Source organism: Nonomuraea sp. NPDC051191 (assembly GCF_044455665.1).
Classification (GTDB): Bacteria; Actinomycetota; Actinomycetes; order Streptosporangiales; family Streptosporangiaceae; genus Nonomuraea.
On record NZ_JBITEZ010000001.1, the window covers coordinates 57609 to 75146 of the forward strand.

Annotated in this window: 16 protein-coding genes and 1 pseudogene; 8 read left to right on the top strand and 9 right to left on the bottom strand. The window is 72.4% G+C overall.

All coding sequences use genetic code 11. The features are described from left to right. Positions 1-86: 86 nt before the first annotated feature. On the top strand, positions 87-590 hold the full coding sequence (locus ACIA8R_RS00275; RefSeq protein ID WP_397035614.1) for a hypothetical protein: 504 nt from the start codon (positions 87-89) through the stop codon (positions 588-590). A 13-nt stretch (positions 591-603) separates the two neighbouring features. On the opposite strand, the gene ACIA8R_RS00280 is transcribed toward ACIA8R_RS00275, so the two are convergent. Genes ACIA8R_RS00280 through ACIA8R_RS00290 form a run of 3 tightly spaced genes read right to left on the bottom strand, consistent with a single transcriptional unit; the run spans position 604 to position 4258 of the window. Continuing rightward, complete coding sequence (locus ACIA8R_RS00280) at positions 604-1713, bottom strand: L-dopachrome tautomerase-related protein (protein ID WP_364099932.1); 1110 nt, start codon at positions 1711-1713, stop codon at positions 604-606. Positions 1714-1772: 59 nt separating this feature from the next. Then, positions 1773-2621 (bottom strand): alpha/beta fold hydrolase, encoded by an 849-nt coding sequence (locus tag ACIA8R_RS00285; RefSeq protein ID WP_397035616.1) that lies wholly within the window; start codon positions 2619-2621, stop codon positions 1773-1775. 53 nt (positions 2622-2674) lie between these two features. Next, entirely contained in the window at positions 2675-4258 is a 1584-nt protein-coding gene (locus ACIA8R_RS00290) for an IucA/IucC family protein (RefSeq protein WP_397035618.1), read from the bottom strand. Between the two features lie 80 nt (positions 4259-4338). On the opposite strand from ACIA8R_RS00290, the gene ACIA8R_RS00295 reads away from it, so the two are divergent. Both ACIA8R_RS00295 and ACIA8R_RS00300 read left to right on the top strand, forming a co-directional pair. Continuing rightward, on the top strand, positions 4339-5940 hold the full coding sequence (locus tag ACIA8R_RS00295; RefSeq protein ID WP_397035620.1) for an IucA/IucC family protein: 1602 nt from the start codon (positions 4339-4341) through the stop codon (positions 5938-5940). 104 nt (positions 5941-6044) lie between these two features. Then, positions 6045-7109 carry an STAS domain-containing protein gene (locus tag ACIA8R_RS00300; protein ID WP_357707078.1) on the top strand — a complete coding sequence of 355 codons (1065 nt, stop codon included), beginning with the start codon at positions 6045-6047 and terminating at the stop codon, positions 7107-7109. Here ACIA8R_RS00300 and ACIA8R_RS00305 read toward each other — a convergent pair. Next, positions 7095-7859 carry an SDR family oxidoreductase gene (locus tag ACIA8R_RS00305; protein ID WP_364099919.1) on the bottom strand — a complete coding sequence of 255 codons (765 nt, stop codon included), beginning with the start codon at positions 7857-7859 and terminating at the stop codon, positions 7095-7097. The genes ACIA8R_RS00300 and ACIA8R_RS00305 overlap by 15 nt on opposite strands. Before the next feature lie 364 nt (positions 7860-8223). Here ACIA8R_RS00305 and ACIA8R_RS00310 point away from each other — a divergent pair. Beyond that, positions 8224-8499, top strand: a pseudogene (locus ACIA8R_RS00310) (alcohol dehydrogenase catalytic domain-containing protein); the annotation flags it as partial. Positions 8500-8752: 253 nt separating this feature from the next. Next, positions 8753-8923, top strand: coding sequence for a hypothetical protein (locus ACIA8R_RS00315; protein ID WP_397036543.1), 171 nt, complete (start codon positions 8753-8755; stop codon positions 8921-8923). Positions 8924-8950: 27 nt separating this feature from the next. Here ACIA8R_RS00315 and ACIA8R_RS00320 read toward each other — a convergent pair whose 3' ends face one another. Then, complete coding sequence (locus tag ACIA8R_RS00320; protein WP_397035623.1) at positions 8951-9883, bottom strand: endo alpha-1,4 polygalactosaminidase; 933 nt, start codon at positions 9881-9883, stop codon at positions 8951-8953. Positions 9884-10040: 157 nt separating this feature from the next. On the opposite strand from ACIA8R_RS00320, the gene ACIA8R_RS00325 reads away from it, so the two are divergent. Genes ACIA8R_RS00325 through ACIA8R_RS00335 form a run of 3 tightly spaced genes read left to right on the top strand, consistent with a single transcriptional unit; the run spans position 10041 to position 13056 of the window. Continuing rightward, positions 10041-11327: an ABC transporter substrate-binding protein gene (locus ACIA8R_RS00325; RefSeq protein ID WP_397035625.1), complete on the top strand. Its 1287-nt coding sequence runs from the start codon at positions 10041-10043 to the stop codon at positions 11325-11327. Next, on the top strand, positions 11324-12244 hold the full coding sequence (locus ACIA8R_RS00330) for a sugar ABC transporter permease (RefSeq protein WP_357707085.1): 921 nt from the start codon (positions 11324-11326) through the stop codon (positions 12242-12244). Before ACIA8R_RS00325 ends, ACIA8R_RS00330 begins: the two co-directional genes overlap by 4 nt. After that, positions 12241-13056 (top strand): carbohydrate ABC transporter permease, encoded by an 816-nt coding sequence (locus ACIA8R_RS00335; RefSeq protein WP_357707087.1) that lies wholly within the window; start codon positions 12241-12243, stop codon positions 13054-13056. The genes ACIA8R_RS00330 and ACIA8R_RS00335 overlap by 4 nt, the downstream gene beginning before the upstream one ends. On the opposite strand, the gene ACIA8R_RS00340 is transcribed toward ACIA8R_RS00335, so the two are convergent. From ACIA8R_RS00340 to ACIA8R_RS00355, 4 genes are all read right to left on the bottom strand, one after another. After that, positions 13046-13876 (bottom strand): SMP-30/gluconolactonase/LRE family protein, encoded by an 831-nt coding sequence (locus ACIA8R_RS00340; RefSeq protein ID WP_397035627.1) that lies wholly within the window; start codon positions 13874-13876, stop codon positions 13046-13048. The two genes, ACIA8R_RS00335 and ACIA8R_RS00340, sit on opposite strands and share 11 nt — an antisense overlap. Positions 13877-14010: 134 nt before the next feature. After that, a complete protein-coding gene (locus tag ACIA8R_RS00345; RefSeq protein WP_357707091.1) occupies positions 14011-14769 on the bottom strand; it encodes an IclR family transcriptional regulator in 759 nt (252 codons plus the stop codon). Between the two features lie 187 nt (positions 14770-14956). Continuing rightward, positions 14957-16051, bottom strand: a complete 1095-nt coding sequence (locus ACIA8R_RS00350) for an exo-alpha-sialidase (RefSeq protein WP_397035628.1) — start codon at positions 16049-16051, stop codon at positions 14957-14959. Beyond that, positions 16048-17424 (bottom strand): hypothetical protein, encoded by a 1377-nt coding sequence (locus ACIA8R_RS00355; protein ID WP_397035630.1) that lies wholly within the window; start codon positions 17422-17424, stop codon positions 16048-16050. Before ACIA8R_RS00355 ends, ACIA8R_RS00350 begins: the two co-directional genes overlap by 4 nt. Between the last annotated feature and the right edge of the window lie 114 nt (positions 17425-17538).

Genomic DNA, 17538 nt, shown 5'->3' on the forward strand with positions numbered 1-17538 from the left:
TTGCAGAGGTTTAGCGATGGCGTCGTTCGGTATCCGATCAGTACCTCTACGTAGCGGGCATACCGCGTCGACGAAGGCGGCAAACCATGACCCAGACCCTGCCCACGCGCCCCGAGCTGTCCGAAGAGGCTCAGCCGGAGAAGAAGGAGGAGCGCGGCCACCCGATCCTGCGCGCCATGGCCCGCGGCGCCGTCGGCTCGATGGCCATGTCGGGCCTGCGTCAGCTCACCGTCTCGCTCGGGATGGTGGACCGCACGCCGCCGGAGTCGGTCCTGCAGAAGACCGCGCCGCAGCTCTTCCGCGACGTCCCGGCGGAACGCCGCCCGGCCCTGGTGGAGGCGGTCCACTGGCTGTACGGCGCGGCCGGCGGCGCCGGGTTCGGCCTCCTGCCCCGCGCGGTGCGCGAACGGCGCTGGAGCGGCCCGCTCTACGGCGTGCTCGCCTGGGCCGCGTTCGAGGCCGGCATCGCCCCGGCGCTCGGCCTGCCGCGCAGTCGCCACACCGCCTCGGAACGCGTGGCGCTGCTGGCCGACCACCTCCTGTACGGCGCCGTCGTGGGCTCCTCGGCCCGGTCCCGCCCGCACCGCTAGCCGGACCAGCCGCCTAGACCAGCCGCACCGGCCCGGCGTCGATCGGCACCCGGAACAGCGCGTACGGGTACCGCCGCCGGTCCAGCCCGCCCTGGAACCTGGCCTGGCGGTGCAACTGGTTGGCGGTCACGTACAGGTGGCCGTCGGCCACGGACAACGTGTCGGGCCAGAGCAGGCGGGCGTCGTGGACCAGCGTGTCGATCGTGCCGTCGGGCATCCGGCACAGCACCGCGTTGTGCTCCCAGTCGGTCAGGTAGATGCGTCCGGCGTCGTCGGCCTCCAGGCCGTCGGCCGAGCCGCCCTTGTCGCCCTCGTCCCTGACGGTGGCGGCCACTTCGGCGTCGTCCAGCGTGCGGTCCACCAGGGCGTCCGTGGACACGCTGTACCAGCGGCGGGAGAGCAGGGGGCAGTACCAGAGCCGCTCGCCGCCGGCCGGGAGCGCGATGCCGTCCGAGCCCATCAGGACCGGCGACGGCGGCCCGTCCTGCGGCCGTTCCAGGAACGGCCGGCCCTCCACGACCGGCAGGAAGTCCGGCGGGCGCCCCGCCTTGGTGCTCGGGTCGTCGTGCAGCCGGCGCCAGGCCTGCCCGCTGGCCAGGTCCACCACGATGATCCCGTTGGGCCCCCTGTCGGCGGAGTCGGTGAGGTAGGCGACCCCTTTGCGCAGGTCGAACCGCACGTCGTTGAGGTAGGAGGTCTCCAGGGCGACACCGCGGTCGAACAGGATGACCTTGACCACGGTGTCGGTCTCCAGGTCCACGCAGACGAGCTTCGGACCGCCCTTCTTGGTGGGCCGGAACATCGGGCTGCCGGTGTCGAGGATCCACAGCCGGTCCATGGGATCGACGACCACGCTCTGCACCGAGACCAGCCACTTCGACGGCTCGTCGGCCTCGGTGTTCCACTCCTGGTCGGGGTACGGGACGGGCTTGCCGTCCCGCAGCTCGACCACGGTCGCCGGAACGTCGTCACCCCATTTGGGGAAGTTCACGAATATCCGGCCGGCCCGCGAGACCGTGACGCCGGTCGGCATCGGTCCCGACTCGAAGGCGTGCACGAGTTCCAGCTTCCCGATGGGCTCATCGACCGGCTGAACGCCGTCGTGGCCGCTCCCCTTCGCCATGTTCCCCCCCGTTCCCCCCCGTTCCCCCCGTTCGAGGACCCGCCGGGCAACTGCCCAGCTCAGGCGGGGAGAAACAGCACCTTCTCCAGCCAGGGACGCAGGATCGGCAGCACGTTCGCCGCCTGCATGGCCCCGGTGTGGTCGAGGCCGTCGAGCACCTCGACGTCCCAGCCCAGCGCCTCCATGGCGGCCCGGTTCCGCGCCACCGGACCCCCGATGCTGACGTGGGTGCCGCCCCACCGCTCGTCGTAGACGATCTCGTCGGCCGAGCCGGCGAAGCACAGGCGGGGGCAGGACAGGCGCACCTGGCCGTCGTCGAACCCGCGCAGCGCCCGGTACAGGGTGGCGAACTGGCGGGCCTGCCCCTCGCCGAGGGTCACCTCGGTCGACGACCAGTCTCCCGGCTCGCCCGTCCCGGTGGACGGGGGCGTGGCGGTCTTCGGCGCGACGGCCATGTCGTAGGTGGCCTCGGTGACCCGCAGCATCTCGGCGTACGGGCCGCCGAGCGCCGGATACCCGCCCATGGCCAACGCCGAGAGCCGGTCGGTGCGCAGGGCGAGCTGGAGCCCGCTCAGCGCCAGCCACGAGTAGCCGTAGTAGGCGAACCGGTCGGCCCCCACCGCGTCGGCCACCGACAGGAAGTCGGCCGCCACGTTGTCGGGCGTGAGCGTGTCCGGCTTCGGGTTCACCAGCACGTGGCCCTCGTAGTCGAAGGCCACGACGCGGAAGCCGTCGGAGAGGCCGTCGATGAGCGAGCGGCCGAGCGCGGGGTCAGCCCCCCACTTCCGCATCTCCTCGGCCTGCGGGCCCTCGATCGGCGTGGGGTTGACGGCCAGGAGCAGGACCGGGCCCGAGCCGTGGACCTCCACCTCGATGGTGCTTCCGTCGTGCAGCGTCGCTGCGGTCATGGGGGCCTCCTGAATTCGATACGCCGTAAACTGTTGCCCTCGGCGAGGATAGCTTATGGCGTAAAGAGTCGCAAAGGGCTGGGCATCGGCACGCACCGCATGTCCGCGCCGTCCGCCTCCAGCCAGCGCAGCAGCAGGTTGGCCTTGGCCGGCACGGACGAGCCGGTGAGCAGCTCGCGCAGCTCCTCCGGCCGGCCGTGGTCCTCGGCGCAGCCGTCGAACACCGACCTCGCCTCGGCCCACAACTCGGCCCGCAGCTCCGGGTGTCGATCGGCCACGGCTCCGGCGATCTCGCAGAGGTTGTTGACGACCAGGCAGTACAGCAGCCGTTCCCAGCCGTAGGCGGCGCTCACGACGGGCGTGCGGGCGCCGGGCAGGCTGTGGCGGTCCGCGGTCAGCTTGACCCCCTCATGGTCGCGGAAGATCGCCTGGCCGGGCAGGCCGCGCCCGTCCACGCCGATGACGACGTTCTGCAGGTGGCATTCGAGCACCACGCCGTGGCGGAAGTAGGCGTGCAGGACCGGCGGCACCACGTGGTCGAGGTAACGCCGCCACCACACGAGCGCGTCGCCTGCGTCGAGGCCGTCCAGCGGGTTGCCCGGGAAGCCCTCGCTGACCCCCGCGGTCAGCAGCGCCGTCAACCCCGGTCGCAGGTGCCCGCCCAGCCCGTCGCGGACGATCACCGCCAGTGCCTCGCCGCCGTCCAGCCCCAGCTCCACGCTGCGGTAACCGCGGTCGCTGAGGACGGCGGGCCGCGGCCGGTGCTCCGGCAGGTCGTCGAACGCCCCGCGCAGCAGGTCGTCGATCAGGCCCAGCCAGCGCAGGTCGTGCAGCCACAGGCGGCGGATGTCGTTGGTGATCCGCACGTCCAGGCTGAACTTGCAGAACAGGTCCGCCTCCGGCAGGTACACCGTGCGGATCGAGGCGGTCGGCACCGCCCGCGCGGGCGTGAGGCCAAGGTGGCGCAGCTCCTTCAGGCCGCCCAGCAGCTCCACCTGCCAGGGATGGGCGGGCAGCAGCGCCAGGCCGTCGGGGGCGTCCGGGCCGAGCCGGTCGAGCGCGCTCGCGTCGCCCTGCTCGACCAGCGCCTCGACGGGCACCCCGAGCAGCGGCAGCGCGAAGCTCGCGTGCACCTCGGGCGAGTAGGCCAGCCACGAGTCCGGCCCCGATCCGCCGCGCGCCTTGGGCGCCGGGTGGTAGCGGTGACCGGCGACCAGCGCCTGCTCCGAGCGCAGATACGGGTCGGCGGGTGGGGTGGCGGTGCGCCGGGCCGACAGCAGCGTGGCCATGACGTCCCTGCTGTCCATGATCTCGTCGGCCAGGGTCGGGTTGGCGTGGCCGGTGCCCGTCCGCAGCTCGTCCTCGGTCAGGGCGACCAGGCCGGCCAGCGACAGCGGGCGCGGGCCGTCCGGGGTGCCCAGGGCGGGGGCGGCGGGGTAGCGTCCGGGGCGGACGTGCAGCACGTGCCCGGTCGCGGGCAGCACCCACGAACCGCCGGTCGTGGGCTCGGCCACCTCGCGGAGCAGGCAGTTGAGGAGGGCCGTCACCGCGAGGGTCTCGGCTTCGTCCGCCGCCTGGCGGTCATGCGCCTCGGGTGCCGGCCCGGCCGGTGGGAGGAGGCCGTCGATATATGCCATGGCGACCTGTCCTACCCTTTTGTACCGATCAGTGTCCACAGGGTTGTCACCTGGGCATGTTCCTGGATACGGGGGGGTTCATGCGGCATTCGACGGGGCGGTTCGCGACGGAGCTGGCCGCCGTGCGCCCGGAGCTCTCGCCCGGCTACGCCGCCGCCCTGCCCGGCGCGCGGGCCGCCGTCATGGGCCGGCTGTGGCGGGGCCTGCTCTGCGAGCCGCTGCCCGGCCTCGCCGAGCCGGTCGCCGCGGGGGGCGGCCTGCGCGTACGGCTCTCCGACGGGCGCGACCTGACCGGGCCGGCCCGGCTGCCGTACGACCTGGCCGACGTGCCGGTGCTGCTGCTGGACGGCGTCCCGTACACGGATCCGGCCGAGCTGCTGGCCGCCCTCGGCCTGCCGGGCGCGGACGGGCTGGTCGGCGACCTGGACAACAGCGTCGCCTCCCTGGCGCTGTCCCGCGCGGGTGCGGCCTTCCCCGTCCGCGGGCCGGGTCCCGAACGGTACGAGCAGAGCGTCGTCGACGGCCATCCCTACCATCCGGGCTGCCGCAACCGGCCGGGGGTGTCGGTGGCCGAGCAACTGGCGTACATGCCGGAGCACCGGCCCGTCGTCGCGCTCGACCTGGTGGCGGTGCCCGCCGCCGAATGCCTGGTCACCGGGCCGTGGCCGGGCTCGCTCATGGACGGCGACCGGCTGCTGCTGCCCGTCCACCCCTGGCAGACCCGGCACGTGCTGGCCGGGCTGGGGGTGCGCCCGTACGCGACGGGGGCGCTGCCGTGCCATCCGCTGATGTCCGTACGGACCCTGGCCCCCCTCGACGGCGGCCCGCACCTGAAGACGGCGTTCACCACCCGCATGACCTCCGGCGTCAGGGACATCTCGCCCGCCTCGGTACGCGACTGCGTCCCCCTGTCGGACCTGCTCACCGCCCTGTCGGCACGGCTCGGCGGACGCCCGCGCATCGCCCGCTACCTGTCGGGGGCCGCGGGGACGGTGAACGGCGAGCACACCGCCGACCTGTCCGTCATGCTGCGCGATCCGACGCCCCGCGTGCCCGGCCACACCGTGCTGCCCGTGGCCGCCCTCACCTCCGGCGCCCACTGGGACGCGCCACGCGGCGAGGAGGCCGGCGAGTGGCTGGCCGCCTTCGCCGGCGTGGCGACGGCGGCGGCGCTCGGCCTGCTGGCACTCGGGGTCGCGCTGGAGGCCCACGGCCAGAATCTGCTGGCCGTGCTCGACCGGCGGGGCTTCCCGGTCGAGCTGGTCTACCGCGACCTGGCCGACGTCAGGATCAGCCCGGCCCGGCTGGCCCGCAACGGGTTCGGGACGCCGCCGGTCGCCGCCCGACTGCTCAGCGACGACCCCGGTGTCCTGCACGCCAAGCTTTTCGGCTCGCTCGTAGGCACCACGTTCGGCAGCCTCGTCGCCTCACTGGGAGAGGGTGACCGTGGCGCCGAGTCACGTCTGTGGGCCGTCGTGGCGGGGGCCACGCGGCGGGCCTTCGACGCGCTCCCCGACACCGCCGACGTGCGCGCCGACCGCCGGGCCCTGTTCGGCGAGCGGATCCCGGTGAAGGCCCACCTGTTCGCCCAGCTCGCGGGCTCTCCGCCCGGCGACAGCTGGACGTCGCTGCCCAACCCCCTCACCCAAGGAGCCTCCTGGATCCCCGCTCACGCACGGTGAGCGCCTGGCTCTTTTCCCGCAGGAGGAGGAATATGGGGCATGCAGCCGGACCCTGCGGCGCGTCGATCTCCCATCACGCAGAGTTCAGGGAAGGAGCGAATCCGATGATGCAGCTCTCAGTACGGCTCGTGCCCGTGGGCGACACCACCCTGGTGGTCGCCCTGGCGGGCGAGCTCGACTCGACGACCAGCCCCATCCTGGCCGCCTTCCTCGACCCGCTGCCGCGCTCGCGGGTGAAACACGTGATCGTGGCGGCGGGAGACCTCTGGTTCTGCGACCTCAACGGCCTCGAACAACTCGCGATCACCCACCGGGCCATGCAGGAGAAGGGCGGCCACCTGGCCGTGGCCGAGGCCCAGCCCGCGTTGTGCCGCCTCGTCGCGCTCATGACCGAGCACGGCGGCACCGCGATCCCCCTGTTCAGCACGATGCCCGACGCCCTGGCCGGGACCGGCGTCGAGATCTACGAGCAGACCGGGCCGCCCCGGCCGGTCAGCCGGCACCTGGCGTGCTTCCGCCGGGCCCGCGACCCCCGCGCCGAGCAGCACCACGGCAGCCGCCGGCTCCGCCCGCAGCGGGACGCGACGCCCATCACGCCCGACCGGCAGGAGAACCTGCCGCCGCCCGGCCGCTGGTCCACGACCGTCCAGCGGCTCCGGTCGGCCAACGCGGAGCTGGAGAGCGCGAACGAGGAGCTGAGGTCGGCCAACGCCGACCTGCGCCATGCCAACGACGCGCTCATCGCCCGCGCCGCCGAGCTGCGCCGTGCCAACGACGCGCTGGTCGCCCGCACGGCCGAGCTGGAGGAGGTCGGCCGGTTCACCGCCTCGCTGGTCCACGGGCTGGGCGACGCCGTGATGGTGCTCGACGCCGACATGCGGGTGCTCATCTGGGGGGCGGGGGCCGAGGAGCTGTGGGGGGTGCGGGCCAGGGAGGCGGTGGGCCGTCCGCTGGCCTCGCTGGGCACGGGGCTGCCGGTGGAGATGATCGTCCCGCTCGTACGCGACACGCTGGCCGGGGCCAGGAGGGTCGCGTTCGACGCGGTCAACGACCATGGGCGGCCGACGCCGCTCACCGTCGAACTGTCCCATCTGCGCACCGACGACTCCGGGCACGGCCTGATCATCGCCATGAAGGTGCCGCGTCCCGGTGACTCACATGATCGCTAGCTGTCCGCCGTCGATCACCAGCTCGGTTCCGTGGATGAAGGCGGCGTCGTCGGAGGCGAGGAAGGCGTACGCGGCGGCGACCTCCTCGGCGAGCCCGGCGCGCCCCAGCGGGATGTGCTCACGCTCGTAGGAGGAGACGAAGTCGTCGGCGAGCGCCGACGAGATCGAGGCGTTCAGCGGGGTCCGGATGTAGCCGGGGCACAGGGCGTTGACCCGGATGCCGTGGCCGCCGAGCTCGACGGCCATGGTCTTGGTCAGCAGCAGCACGCCGCCCTTGGAGGCGTTGTAGTGGGCGTAGTCGGCCTCGCCGCCGAGGCCGTTGGTCGAGGACATGTTGAGTATCACGCCGCCCGTCCCCTGTTCCACCAGGTGGCGGGCCACGGCCTGGGCCATCAGGAACATGCCGCGCAGGTTCACCGAGATGATCCGGTCCCAATGATCGGGGGTGATCTCCAGGAACGGCTCGCGCCAGGCGGTGCCGGCGTTGTTGACGAGCACGTCCACGCCGCCCAGCGTCTCGATCGCGCCGGTCACCAGCCGTGCGACGTCGTCCTCCGAGCTGACGTCGCCGGTCAGGCCGCTCACCTCGCCGAGCGGCGCGAGCTCGGCGACGGTGCGCCCGACCTCGTCGCCGTCGAGCCCGGTGAGCACCACCCGCGAGCCCTCCTCCAGGAACCTGCGGGCGGCGGCGGCCCCGATGCCGCTGCTGCCCCCGCTGATCAGCACCCGCTTGCCGGCCAGACCCCGCATGACCTCGTCCTTCCTCAACGCACCGCGCCGCGCGCCGCGACGCGCAGACCTGTGGCGACCAGCGCAGGAGTGTCGATCTCGGGGTACATGCGTGGTCCGCCCCTCTCGCAGGTCATCAGAAAATAGCATGCGTTCCGTCTTCCGCACTAGCATTCCGATACACGGAACTGATTGACTGAGTGGCGATGACAGCGCCTACCGGCGTGCCGTCAAGCGACCGGAACAGCATTCCGTATCAAGGAAAACGGGGAGCGTCCATGACGCTCGGCACCTTACGAGTCGGAGAAGGCGGCGCTGCGGCCGCGGCACGAACAGGGACCTCGCCGGGCGCCCCGGCGGGGCCGGTCGGGGCGGGGGGTGGGCGATGAGGGCGCTGGTGTTCACCGGGCCGTCCGCGGTCGAGGTGCAGGACGTGCCCGAGCCCGCCGTCGGGCCGGACGAGGTGCTGGTCCACGTGGCCGCCTCCGGCATCTGCGGCAGCGAGCTGCACGGCGTCAGGACGCCCGGGTTCCGGGTGCCGCCCCTGGTCATGGGGCACGAGTTCGCCGGGCTCACCTCCGACGGACGGTCCGTGGTGGTCAACCCCATCCTGTCGTGCGGCTCGTGCGACGTGTGCCGGCTCGGCCGGCGCAACGTGTGCCGGCGGCCGGGATCGTGGAGCCGGCGGCCAACGCCGTCCACGCCTGGTCGCCGGCCGGGGCGCCGGCCGGGGCGCGGGTGGGCGTGTTCGGGGCGGGCGCGATCGGCCTGTCCTGCCTGCTGGTGGCCCTGGCGGGCGAGGCCGCGTACGTGGAGGTGGCCGGCTGCGCCCCGGCGGCACGGCGGTCTGGCTGGGCCTGGCCGACGCGACGGCCGGCTTCGACGCGGCCGCCCTGGTACGCGGCGAGCAGCGGGTGCTCGGCTCGTTCGCCTATACGGACGAGGACTTCGCCACGGCCGTGCGGACCGTCGGCGAGTGGGACGTGAGCTGGGTGCGCACGTGCCCGCTCGCCGACGGCGCGGAGCTGTTCACGGCCCTGATGAACGGCCGCGACACCCCCGTCAAGGCCCTCCTCAGCCCGTGACGGGCAGGGGGCGGCCCCGCCGCCCCCTTACTTGCACGGCTTGTACGGCGTGTCCTTCAGCGAGTAGTCCACGGCCTTCTTGATCGCGTTGATGCCGAGCTTGGCCGCCTTGGGACAGAAGGACGCCGGCGCCGTCTCGTACTCGACCTGGAACACCGGCTTGCCCGCCTTGACGAAGACGCTCAGGTCGCCGCACTCGTCGTACTGGAAGCACTCCTCGTTGACGGCGTAGTCGAAGCTGGTCACCAGCTCGGCCGCCTGGCTGAGGTCGTTCTTGAGCGCCGCGGACAGGCCCTTGCGGTGGGCCATGTCGGCCAGCGCCCGGTTGTAGAGGAGCTGGGTGGCGGGGCTGACGGTCCAGCCGGTGACCGACTTGCCCTCCTCGTGGGCGTTGACGACGTCGAACTCGACCCCGTCGAAGCCGGCCTGGGCGCACTTGTCGACCCGGGCCTCCATCATCTTCAGCAGGAAGTCCCGCTGGCCCTGGTCGTTGTTGATGTTGGCCCAGCGCTCGTTGGGGAACTCCGCGCTGAACGGCTTGCCGAGCAGGGAGTTGCCGTGGCTCTTGTGCCAGGCGACGAACTGCTGGTAGTCGGGCCGGTACTCCTCGATCGAGCCGGCGTCGACGTAGCAGACGGCCTTCGCGCCGCGGGCGTGGATGGCCTTGACCGCCGCCGTGTTGAGCGTGGTGTTGTTCCCCACCACGTCGCCGTCGGCGTAGAGGTCGATGTCGAACACCGCCGGCTTCACGCAGGCGCCGCCCGACTGGGGGACCACGCAGATGTCGACGTTGACGCCGCCGGTGGCGGCGTACTTGGCGTTGCCCTGGAGCTGGTACTGCCAGCGGCTCTGCAGCGGCGGCTTCCACGGCCCCGCCTCCGCCGTGGCCGGCGCGGCGAGCGCCGCCAGCGGCGCGCAGCTCAGCGCCGCGACCGCGGCCAGCCGAGCTAAGAGAGTCATGGTTCGCACGTTCGCCCTCATTCCGTCTAGTGGAACTCTAGTCTGCATCGTGGATGCGTGACTATACTCGCCGCACGCAGCGGGCCGCCACGCCCGCCGTGCTCTGTGGAGGGAACCCCATGGCACGACTCATTCACCACATCCGCGAGACCGCCCGATGAGGCCCCGTACGACGACGGTCGTCGTCGCCCTGGCCCTGGCCGCGGTGAGCTGCGGCGGCGGAGGACAGGAACGGGCGAGCGGCCCGGTCGAGATCACCATCTGGCACGGCCAGGAGGACACCTCGGCGAAGTCGATCGAAAAGCTGGTCGCCCGGTTCAACCAGAGTCACCCCGACATCAAGGTCAGCACCGAGTCCGGCGGCGCGACCGCAGACGGCATGCTACCCAAGATCACCGCCGCGCTCGCCTCCGACGCCTACCCCGACATCGCCTACCTGTACGGCTCCTGGGCCCCCAACGTGGCCAGGAACCCCAAGACCGCCGACCTCACCTCCTACGTCAAGGACCCGGCCGTCGGCTGGGCCGACTTCTGGGCCAACGAGCGCGAGGCGGTCACCGTCCAGGGCAAGGTCATCGGCTTCCCCGCCGTCGTGGACAACATGGTGGTCCTCTACAACAAGAAGCTGCTGGCCAAGGCGGGCGTCAAGGCCCCCGGCCCCGACTGGACCTGGGACGAGTTCCGCGACATCGCCAGGAAGACCACCGACGCGCAGAAGGGCGTCTTCGGCACCACCTGGGCGATCAGCGGCGGCGAGGAGGCCGTCTGGGGGCTCTGGCCGCTCCTGTGGCAGGCGGGCGGCGACATCCTCACCCCCGACCACAAGAAGTCCGCGTTCAACTCGGCGGCCGGGCAGCAGGCGCTCGGGCTGGTCCGAAGCATGGCCGTGGACGACAAGTCGGTCTACCTCGACTCCAGCCCGGCCGAGAAGGGCCAGAAGCTGTTCGAGTCGGGACGGCTCGCCATGTTCCTCTCCGGCCCCTGGGTGCTGCCCGACCTCCAGGCCGCGAAGGTGGACTACGGCGTCGCGCGGCTGCCCGGCACCAACGGCAACCACGAGACCGTCTCCGGCCCGGACAACTGGGTGGTGTTCGAGCACGACGAACGCCGCGTCAAGGCGGCGACCACGTTCCTGAGCTGGCTGACGGCCGCCGGGCAGGAACTCGTGTGGATGAGCGACACGGGCTCGCTGCCCATCAGGGAGTCGATCACCAAGCTGCCCGGCTATCAGGACTATCTGACGAAATATCCGGGCATCGAGGTGGTCTCCGAGAACCTGGCCAACGCCAAGCGGGTCAGGCCGCCCACCACCAAGTACCCCCGCGTGTCGTCCTTCGTGGCCGAGGCCATCGCGCAGGCGCTGCTGGGCCGGACCGACGCCAAGACCGCCCTGGACGAGGCCGCGGCCAAGTCCGACGCGGTGCTGGCGGTGCCGGGCTCATGAGCAGCGCCGCCGTCAGCGCGCCCGCCGCCCGGCACGCCAAGCGCCCGCGCAGGCTCGGCGACCACGTCGCGGGCTGGTCGTTCGCGGGCCCGGCGACGCTGATCATCCTCGGGTTCGCGCTGGTGCCGATGGCGTGGGCGCTGGCGCTGTCGTTCACCGACTCCGACCTGATGAAGACGCCCGAGAACGTCGGCCTGGACAACTACCGGGCGCTGTTCCAGGACCCGGTCTTCTTCCAGGCGGTGCGCAACACCGGGCTGCTGCTGGTGCTCTACATCCCGGCCTCGCTGGTCTTCGGCCTGGTGGTGGCGGTGCTGCTGAACAGGAAGGTGCGCGGGATCGGGTTCTACCGGACCGCCTTCCTCGTCCCGTACGTGGCCTCGGCCACGTCGGCCGGCCTGTTGATGGGCTACATCTTCGACCGCGACTTCGGCCTGATGAACGGCGTGCTCGTGCAGCTCGGCCTGCCGATGCAGGGCTTCCTGAGCAGCCCGTCCCAGGCCATGTACGTGCTGACGCTCATCTTCTTCTGGACCAGGTTCGGCTTCGCCGTGGTCATCTACCTGGCGGCCATCCAGGAGATCGACAAGGCGGTGCTGGAGGCGGCCTCCATCGACGGCGCGGGGCGGTGGGCCACGTTCCGGCACATCATCGTCCCGTCCGTACGGCCGATCACGCTCTTCCTCGCGGTGTGGGGCGTGATCGACGCCCTGCAGTTCTTCGACCTGGTCATGACCACGACCCAGGGCGGCCCGGCCAGCGCCACCGTGACCATCGTCTACTACGTCTGGCAGCTCGCCTTCCGCTACTCGGCCGCCGGGTACGGCGCGGCCGTGGCCTACACCTTGTTCGCCGGGACGCTGCTGCTGATCGTCGTGGGCCTGGTGGTCGCGCGTCGGAGAGGAGCCGTGCGATGAGGCGACGCCTGCCGAGCAGGTGGCACCTGGTGCTCGCGCCGATGTCGGTGGTGACGCTGCTGCCGTTCGTGTGGCTGGTGCTCAGCTCGGTCATGACGCAGGCCGAGCTGAACAGGTTCCCGTCGCCGATCCTGCCGGAGGGCATCGACCTCGGCGGCTACCGCACGGTCATGGAGCGCTCCGACTTCCCCCGCTGGTTCCTCAACAGCGTGCTGGTGTCGGGCGTGATCGTGGTCGCCCAGGTCGTGCTCTGCAGCATGGCCGGGTACGCCTTCGCCCGGATCCGGTTCATCGGCTCCCGGCTGACGCTGGTCCTGATCATCGCGACCGCGCTGATCCCGTTCCAGCTCACCGTGATCCCGACGTTCCTGATGTTCAGTCAGGCCGGGCTGGTGGACACGCTGGGCGCGCTGATCATCCCGCAGCTCAGCTCGTCGGTCGGGATCTACCTGATGACCTCGTTCTTCCAGTCCTTCCCGAAGGAGCTGGAGGAGGCGGCGCGGATCGACGGGTGCTCGCGGGTCGCGCTGTTCTTCCGGGTGGTGCTGCCGGTCGCCAAGCCGGCGCTGGCGGCGCTCGCCGTGATCACGTTCATCACGGCCTGGAACGATCTCTTCTGGCCGCTGGTGGTGATCAACTCCGAGGCGAACTACACCGTGCAGGCAGGGCTGACCACGTTCCAGGGCCAGCACCGGGCCGACTGGCCCGCGATCATGGCGGGCACGGTGCTGACCACGCTTCCGGTGCTGGCGGTGTTCCTGTTCGGCCAGCGCCGCTTCGTGCAGGCGCTGACCGGCGCGGTCAAGGGGTGAGGCCCCGGTAGGGGTTCGCGGGCAGGCCGGTGTGGGAGGTGCGGCAGCGCCACAGCTCCCCGCCGGCGCTGCCGTCCCAGGCGGTGGTCACGTAGAGCACGTCGAGGTCGGGGCCGCCGAAGGCGCAGCTCGTGACGTTCGCCGCGGGGACCTCCAGGGTCAGGTCGGCCCGCCCGTCCGGCCGTAGCCGCACGACCGCGCCGCCGCCCCACAGCGCTACCCACACGTGGCCGGCGGCGTCGACCGTCAGGCCGTCGGGGCCGGGGAGGGCGGCGAACTTCCGGCGGCCGTCGAGCCGGCCGGTCGCCGGGTCGTAGTCGAAGACGTCGACCCGGTCGGTCGCGGTGTCCACGTAGTACATCAGGCGCTCGTCGGGGCTCCAGCCGAGGCCGTTCGAGATCGTGACCCCGTCCAGGACCTTGTCGCACGTACGGTCCGCGCCCAGGCAGTAGAGGGAGCCCGCGCCGGGGGTGTCGTCCTCGGCCTTGGTGCCGGCGAAGAAGCGGCCCGCGCGGTCGCAGGCGCCGTCGTTCATCCGGTTGCCCTCGGGCTCGGACGGCCGGGCGACCAGCTCGGTGCGGCCGTCCGCGTGCCGGGCGAAGCCGTCCCTGAGGGCGAGCATGAGGCCGCCGGCCGCGTCGGGCACCGCGACGCCGACCGGCTGCCCCAGCTCGATCGTCTCCCGCTCGTCGCCGGACGGGTCCAGCCTGTGCACGTGGCCCGCGGGGATGTCGACCCACAGCAGCGTGCCGGTGGCGGCGTCCCATCGGGGGCCCTCGCCGAGGGTGGCGGCGGGCACGGGGACCTTCTCCAGCTTCATGCTCTCTGCTCTCCTGATCCGTGATACGGAACGCAGTTCCGCTACCCCTCCGACCGTAATCGGCCGAGGTCCCTTTGGGGAGGGGTGGGCGTCGTACCGCACACGCCGCCGCGGCCCCGGCGTTCGGGGGTGGGTCAGGCCTCGGCGGAGATGGCGCGGCGGAGGCCGTGGCCGACCTCTTCGAGGCGGGCGACCGACATGCGGTCCTTGATCGCGGTCACGCTCACCGCCGCCACCGGCGCCGTCTTGCCCATGAAGACCGGCGCCGCCACGCACCGCACCCCCGGCTCGTTCTCCTCCAGGTCGAGCGCGTACCCGCGCTGCCTGACCTGGTCGAGGTGGGTGGCCAGCTTGGCGGGGTTCGTGATCGTGTTCCTGGTCCTGGTGGACAGCGGCCCGTAACGCTCGGCCCACGCCTTGACCGCCTCGTCCGTCGGGTACGTCCAGGCCAGCAGCGCCTTGCCCACCCCGGTGCAGTGGGCCGCGTTGCGCCCGCCGACCACCGAGGTCATGGTGATCGACCGCACCGCCTCGACCTTGTCCAGGTAGACGACCTCGCCACCGTCGAGCATCGCCATGTGCACGGTCTCGGAGAACTCCTCGCTCAGCCGCAGCAGCAGCGGCCGTACGAGCGTGCGCAGATCCATGCTCTCGTAGAACCGGAAGGCCGTGGCCAGCAGCTCGGTGCCGAGGAAGTACGGCCCGCTCGGCTCCGGCTGGGCCGCGAAGCCCCGGTGCTTCAGCGCCCCGAGCAGGCGGTGGAGCGAGCTCTTCGGCAACCCCAGCCTGGTGGCCAGCTCGTCGAGCGTCACCCCCCTGCTGTGCTTCCCGATCTCCTGCAGGATCAGCAGGGCACGATCGACGCTCCCCACAGGGGACTGGGTCTCAGCCACTGAAACTCTCCCTCGCCTATTCCGCTGATCGGAATGCTAGCGCGTATTACGGAACCTCGCCGCACACGCGGTCAACACAGTGGGTCTCTCAGCGTAGTCAGCACAACCCTGTGTCAGCACTTCCGTGAACAGGGAAACGTACGCGGCGCAGGGGCGCAACACGTACCAGGCGGCGGGGGACCGGCGGCTAGGCCCGGCGGGGGACGAGCTCGGCGACCGGGACACGACGGAAGGCGATGCTCTCGTACGGCCCGAAGTCGCCGGTCTCGAACAGCAGCCCCACCGTGTCGTCGTCCACCCTGACCAGGTCGGAGTAGGAGGCGGGCAGGCCGGAGACGGTGTGCACCGGATGCCAGGTGAGCCCGGCGTCGTCGCTCGCCCGTACCGTCATCAGGGCCCGCGCGTCGGGCGCGGCCGGGCCGGAGAACAGCAGCACGCCGGGCGGCTCGCACCACAGCAGGCTGCCCTCGACCACCGGCCCCGCCAGCCCGGCCTGCGGGCGGAAGGGCAGGTCGAGCCGCTGCCCGCCGTCGGAGGAGTAGGCGTCGGCCCGGGTGCCGGGCGCGGCGGAGTCCGTCCTGGTGTTGAGGTAGAGGCGGCCGTCGGGCAGCTCGGCCGCGGTGGTCTCGTTGACGTTGACGTAGCCGTCGGGGTTGTCGTCCACGTACCCGATCCGCCAGGTAAGGCCGCCGTCGTCGCTGAGCAGCGCGTGGCCGCCGTTGTACTTGCCCTCGGTGCCGACGTCCGAGCCGGACGGGGGCAGGGAGTGGTTGCCCGGCACCACGACGCGCCCGCTCCTGAGCCGGACGGCGTGCCCTGGGCCGGTGGCGTACCAGCGCCACTCCGGCCGCCCGACCTGGGCGGTGATCTCGCGCGGCGCCGGCCAGGTGACGCCGTCGTCCGCGCTGACCTGGACGAACACCCGCCGCCCCGCGGCCGCCGGCACCTGGCCGCGCCTGATCTTCTCCTCCGTCGCCGACGGCCCCTGCCGGACCGTGACGAGGAGGATCCGGCCGTCGTCCAGCACCACGGGCGCGGGGTTGCCGACCGTGCCGCGGTTCGGTTCCGTGGCGACCACCTGGAGCGGCCCCCACGTCAGGCCGCCGTCGGAGGACCGCCTGAGCACCAGGTCGATGTGGCCAGAGTCGCCGGCCGACCCCCGCCGCCCCTCGGCGAAGGCCAGGACCGTCCCCTCCCCCGTCACCACGGCGGCCGGGATGCGGAAGGTGTGGTAACCCTCGGACGCCGCCCGGTACACCACGGACGTGGGGTATGCAGTCATGCGGGCACGCTAGGCCCCGCAGGTGAACGTCTCCCGACCTCCGGCGGACGTCCCGATGCCAGCCCGGCGGCCAGGCAGGCCGTCGGGAGAGCGGGTACGACGTACCGCACGTCGTACCCGTTCAGGAAGGAAGGCGCCACGACCAGCACGGCGGCGGCCACGCCGGGCAGCAGCGCGTCCGGCCGCCGCCGTACGGCCGCCACCGCGAGCGTGCCCCCGAGCAGCGCCAGGAGCACCGGGTACGGCAGGTAGCCGAAGCGCTGGTAGGCCCGCAGCCAGCCCGCGTAGGGCTCGACGATCCGGGTGTCCGCCGGCCCGCCCTCGTACGCCTCGGCGATCGGCCGTACGGACGCGCGCAGCGGGCGCTCCTCGTAGGGGAACCAGTACGGATTGGTCTTCCTGCCCGACACCTTCCTGGCCGTGGTGCGCTCCCAGCGCAGCAGCCACCGCAGGTCGCGCCCGACGGCGGCCAGGTAGTCGCCGGGCTGGGCGAGGACGGCCTCGCGGGCGAAGCGGGCGGCCAGCGCGTTCCGGTCGCCGGGGACGGCGGCCAGGGTGGACCCCCACATCCAGTGCGCGGGAGAGGGCCGCCCGGCCACCGGCGTCCTCGGGCAGAGGGGGGCCAGCTCGGGCTCCGGCCTGATGACCGAGCAGTCGGCGAAGGTCGTCGTGCGGGCCCACAGGAACAGGCCGTCGGCCTTGGTCAGGCCGAAGGTGCCGCTGGTGGCCCGCATCCAGGAGGCGTACCCGAGCAGCGGCGCCGCGCCCGCCAGGACCAGGCAGAGCAGCACGCGCGGCCCGGGACGGCGCAGCAGCAGGCAGGCGGCGGCCACCACGAGGACGGCCACCCCGATCGTGCGGGTGATGGCGGCCAGGCCGAGCAGCACGCCGCCGGCGGCCGCCGTGACCGGGGTGAGCCGGCACGACAGCGCCAGGATCCCGGCCGTGACCAGCACGGTGAACAGCGCGTCCGCCATGATCATGTGTTCCAGCAGGATCAGGAACTCGTCGTACAGCAGCGGCGCGACGGCGGCCGTCGCGCCCCAGCCGGGCAGGCCGCGCCGCCGCAGCAGGGCGTAGACGGCCACGGCGAGCGCCGGCCCGAGCGCGTGCTGCACGGCGGCCACCAGCGCCAGGCTCTTCGCGGGCCCGAGCGCGGCCAGGAAGAGCGAGTACCCGAGCGGCCGGAACGTCCCGGGCACGGGGTCGCCCGCGGCCTCCAGATAGGAGAACGAGTCCGCCCAGAACCACAGCGCGGGCCGGTACCCCGCCATCGCGAGCAGCCGCAGCGCGACGGCGGGCACCAGCGCGACCAGCAGCGCCCGATGCCGCCTCCAGACGTTTCCGGGCAGCACGAACACAGGAGACGGCACCGGCACAGGGAGGCTCCTTCGCGAGAGTGCCGAACGGGCTCCCCGGACGGCGCGGGCATCTACCCGGTCTTGCCGTTGCGCCGCGAAAAGGTTCACGCCCATGGCCGTCGCGGG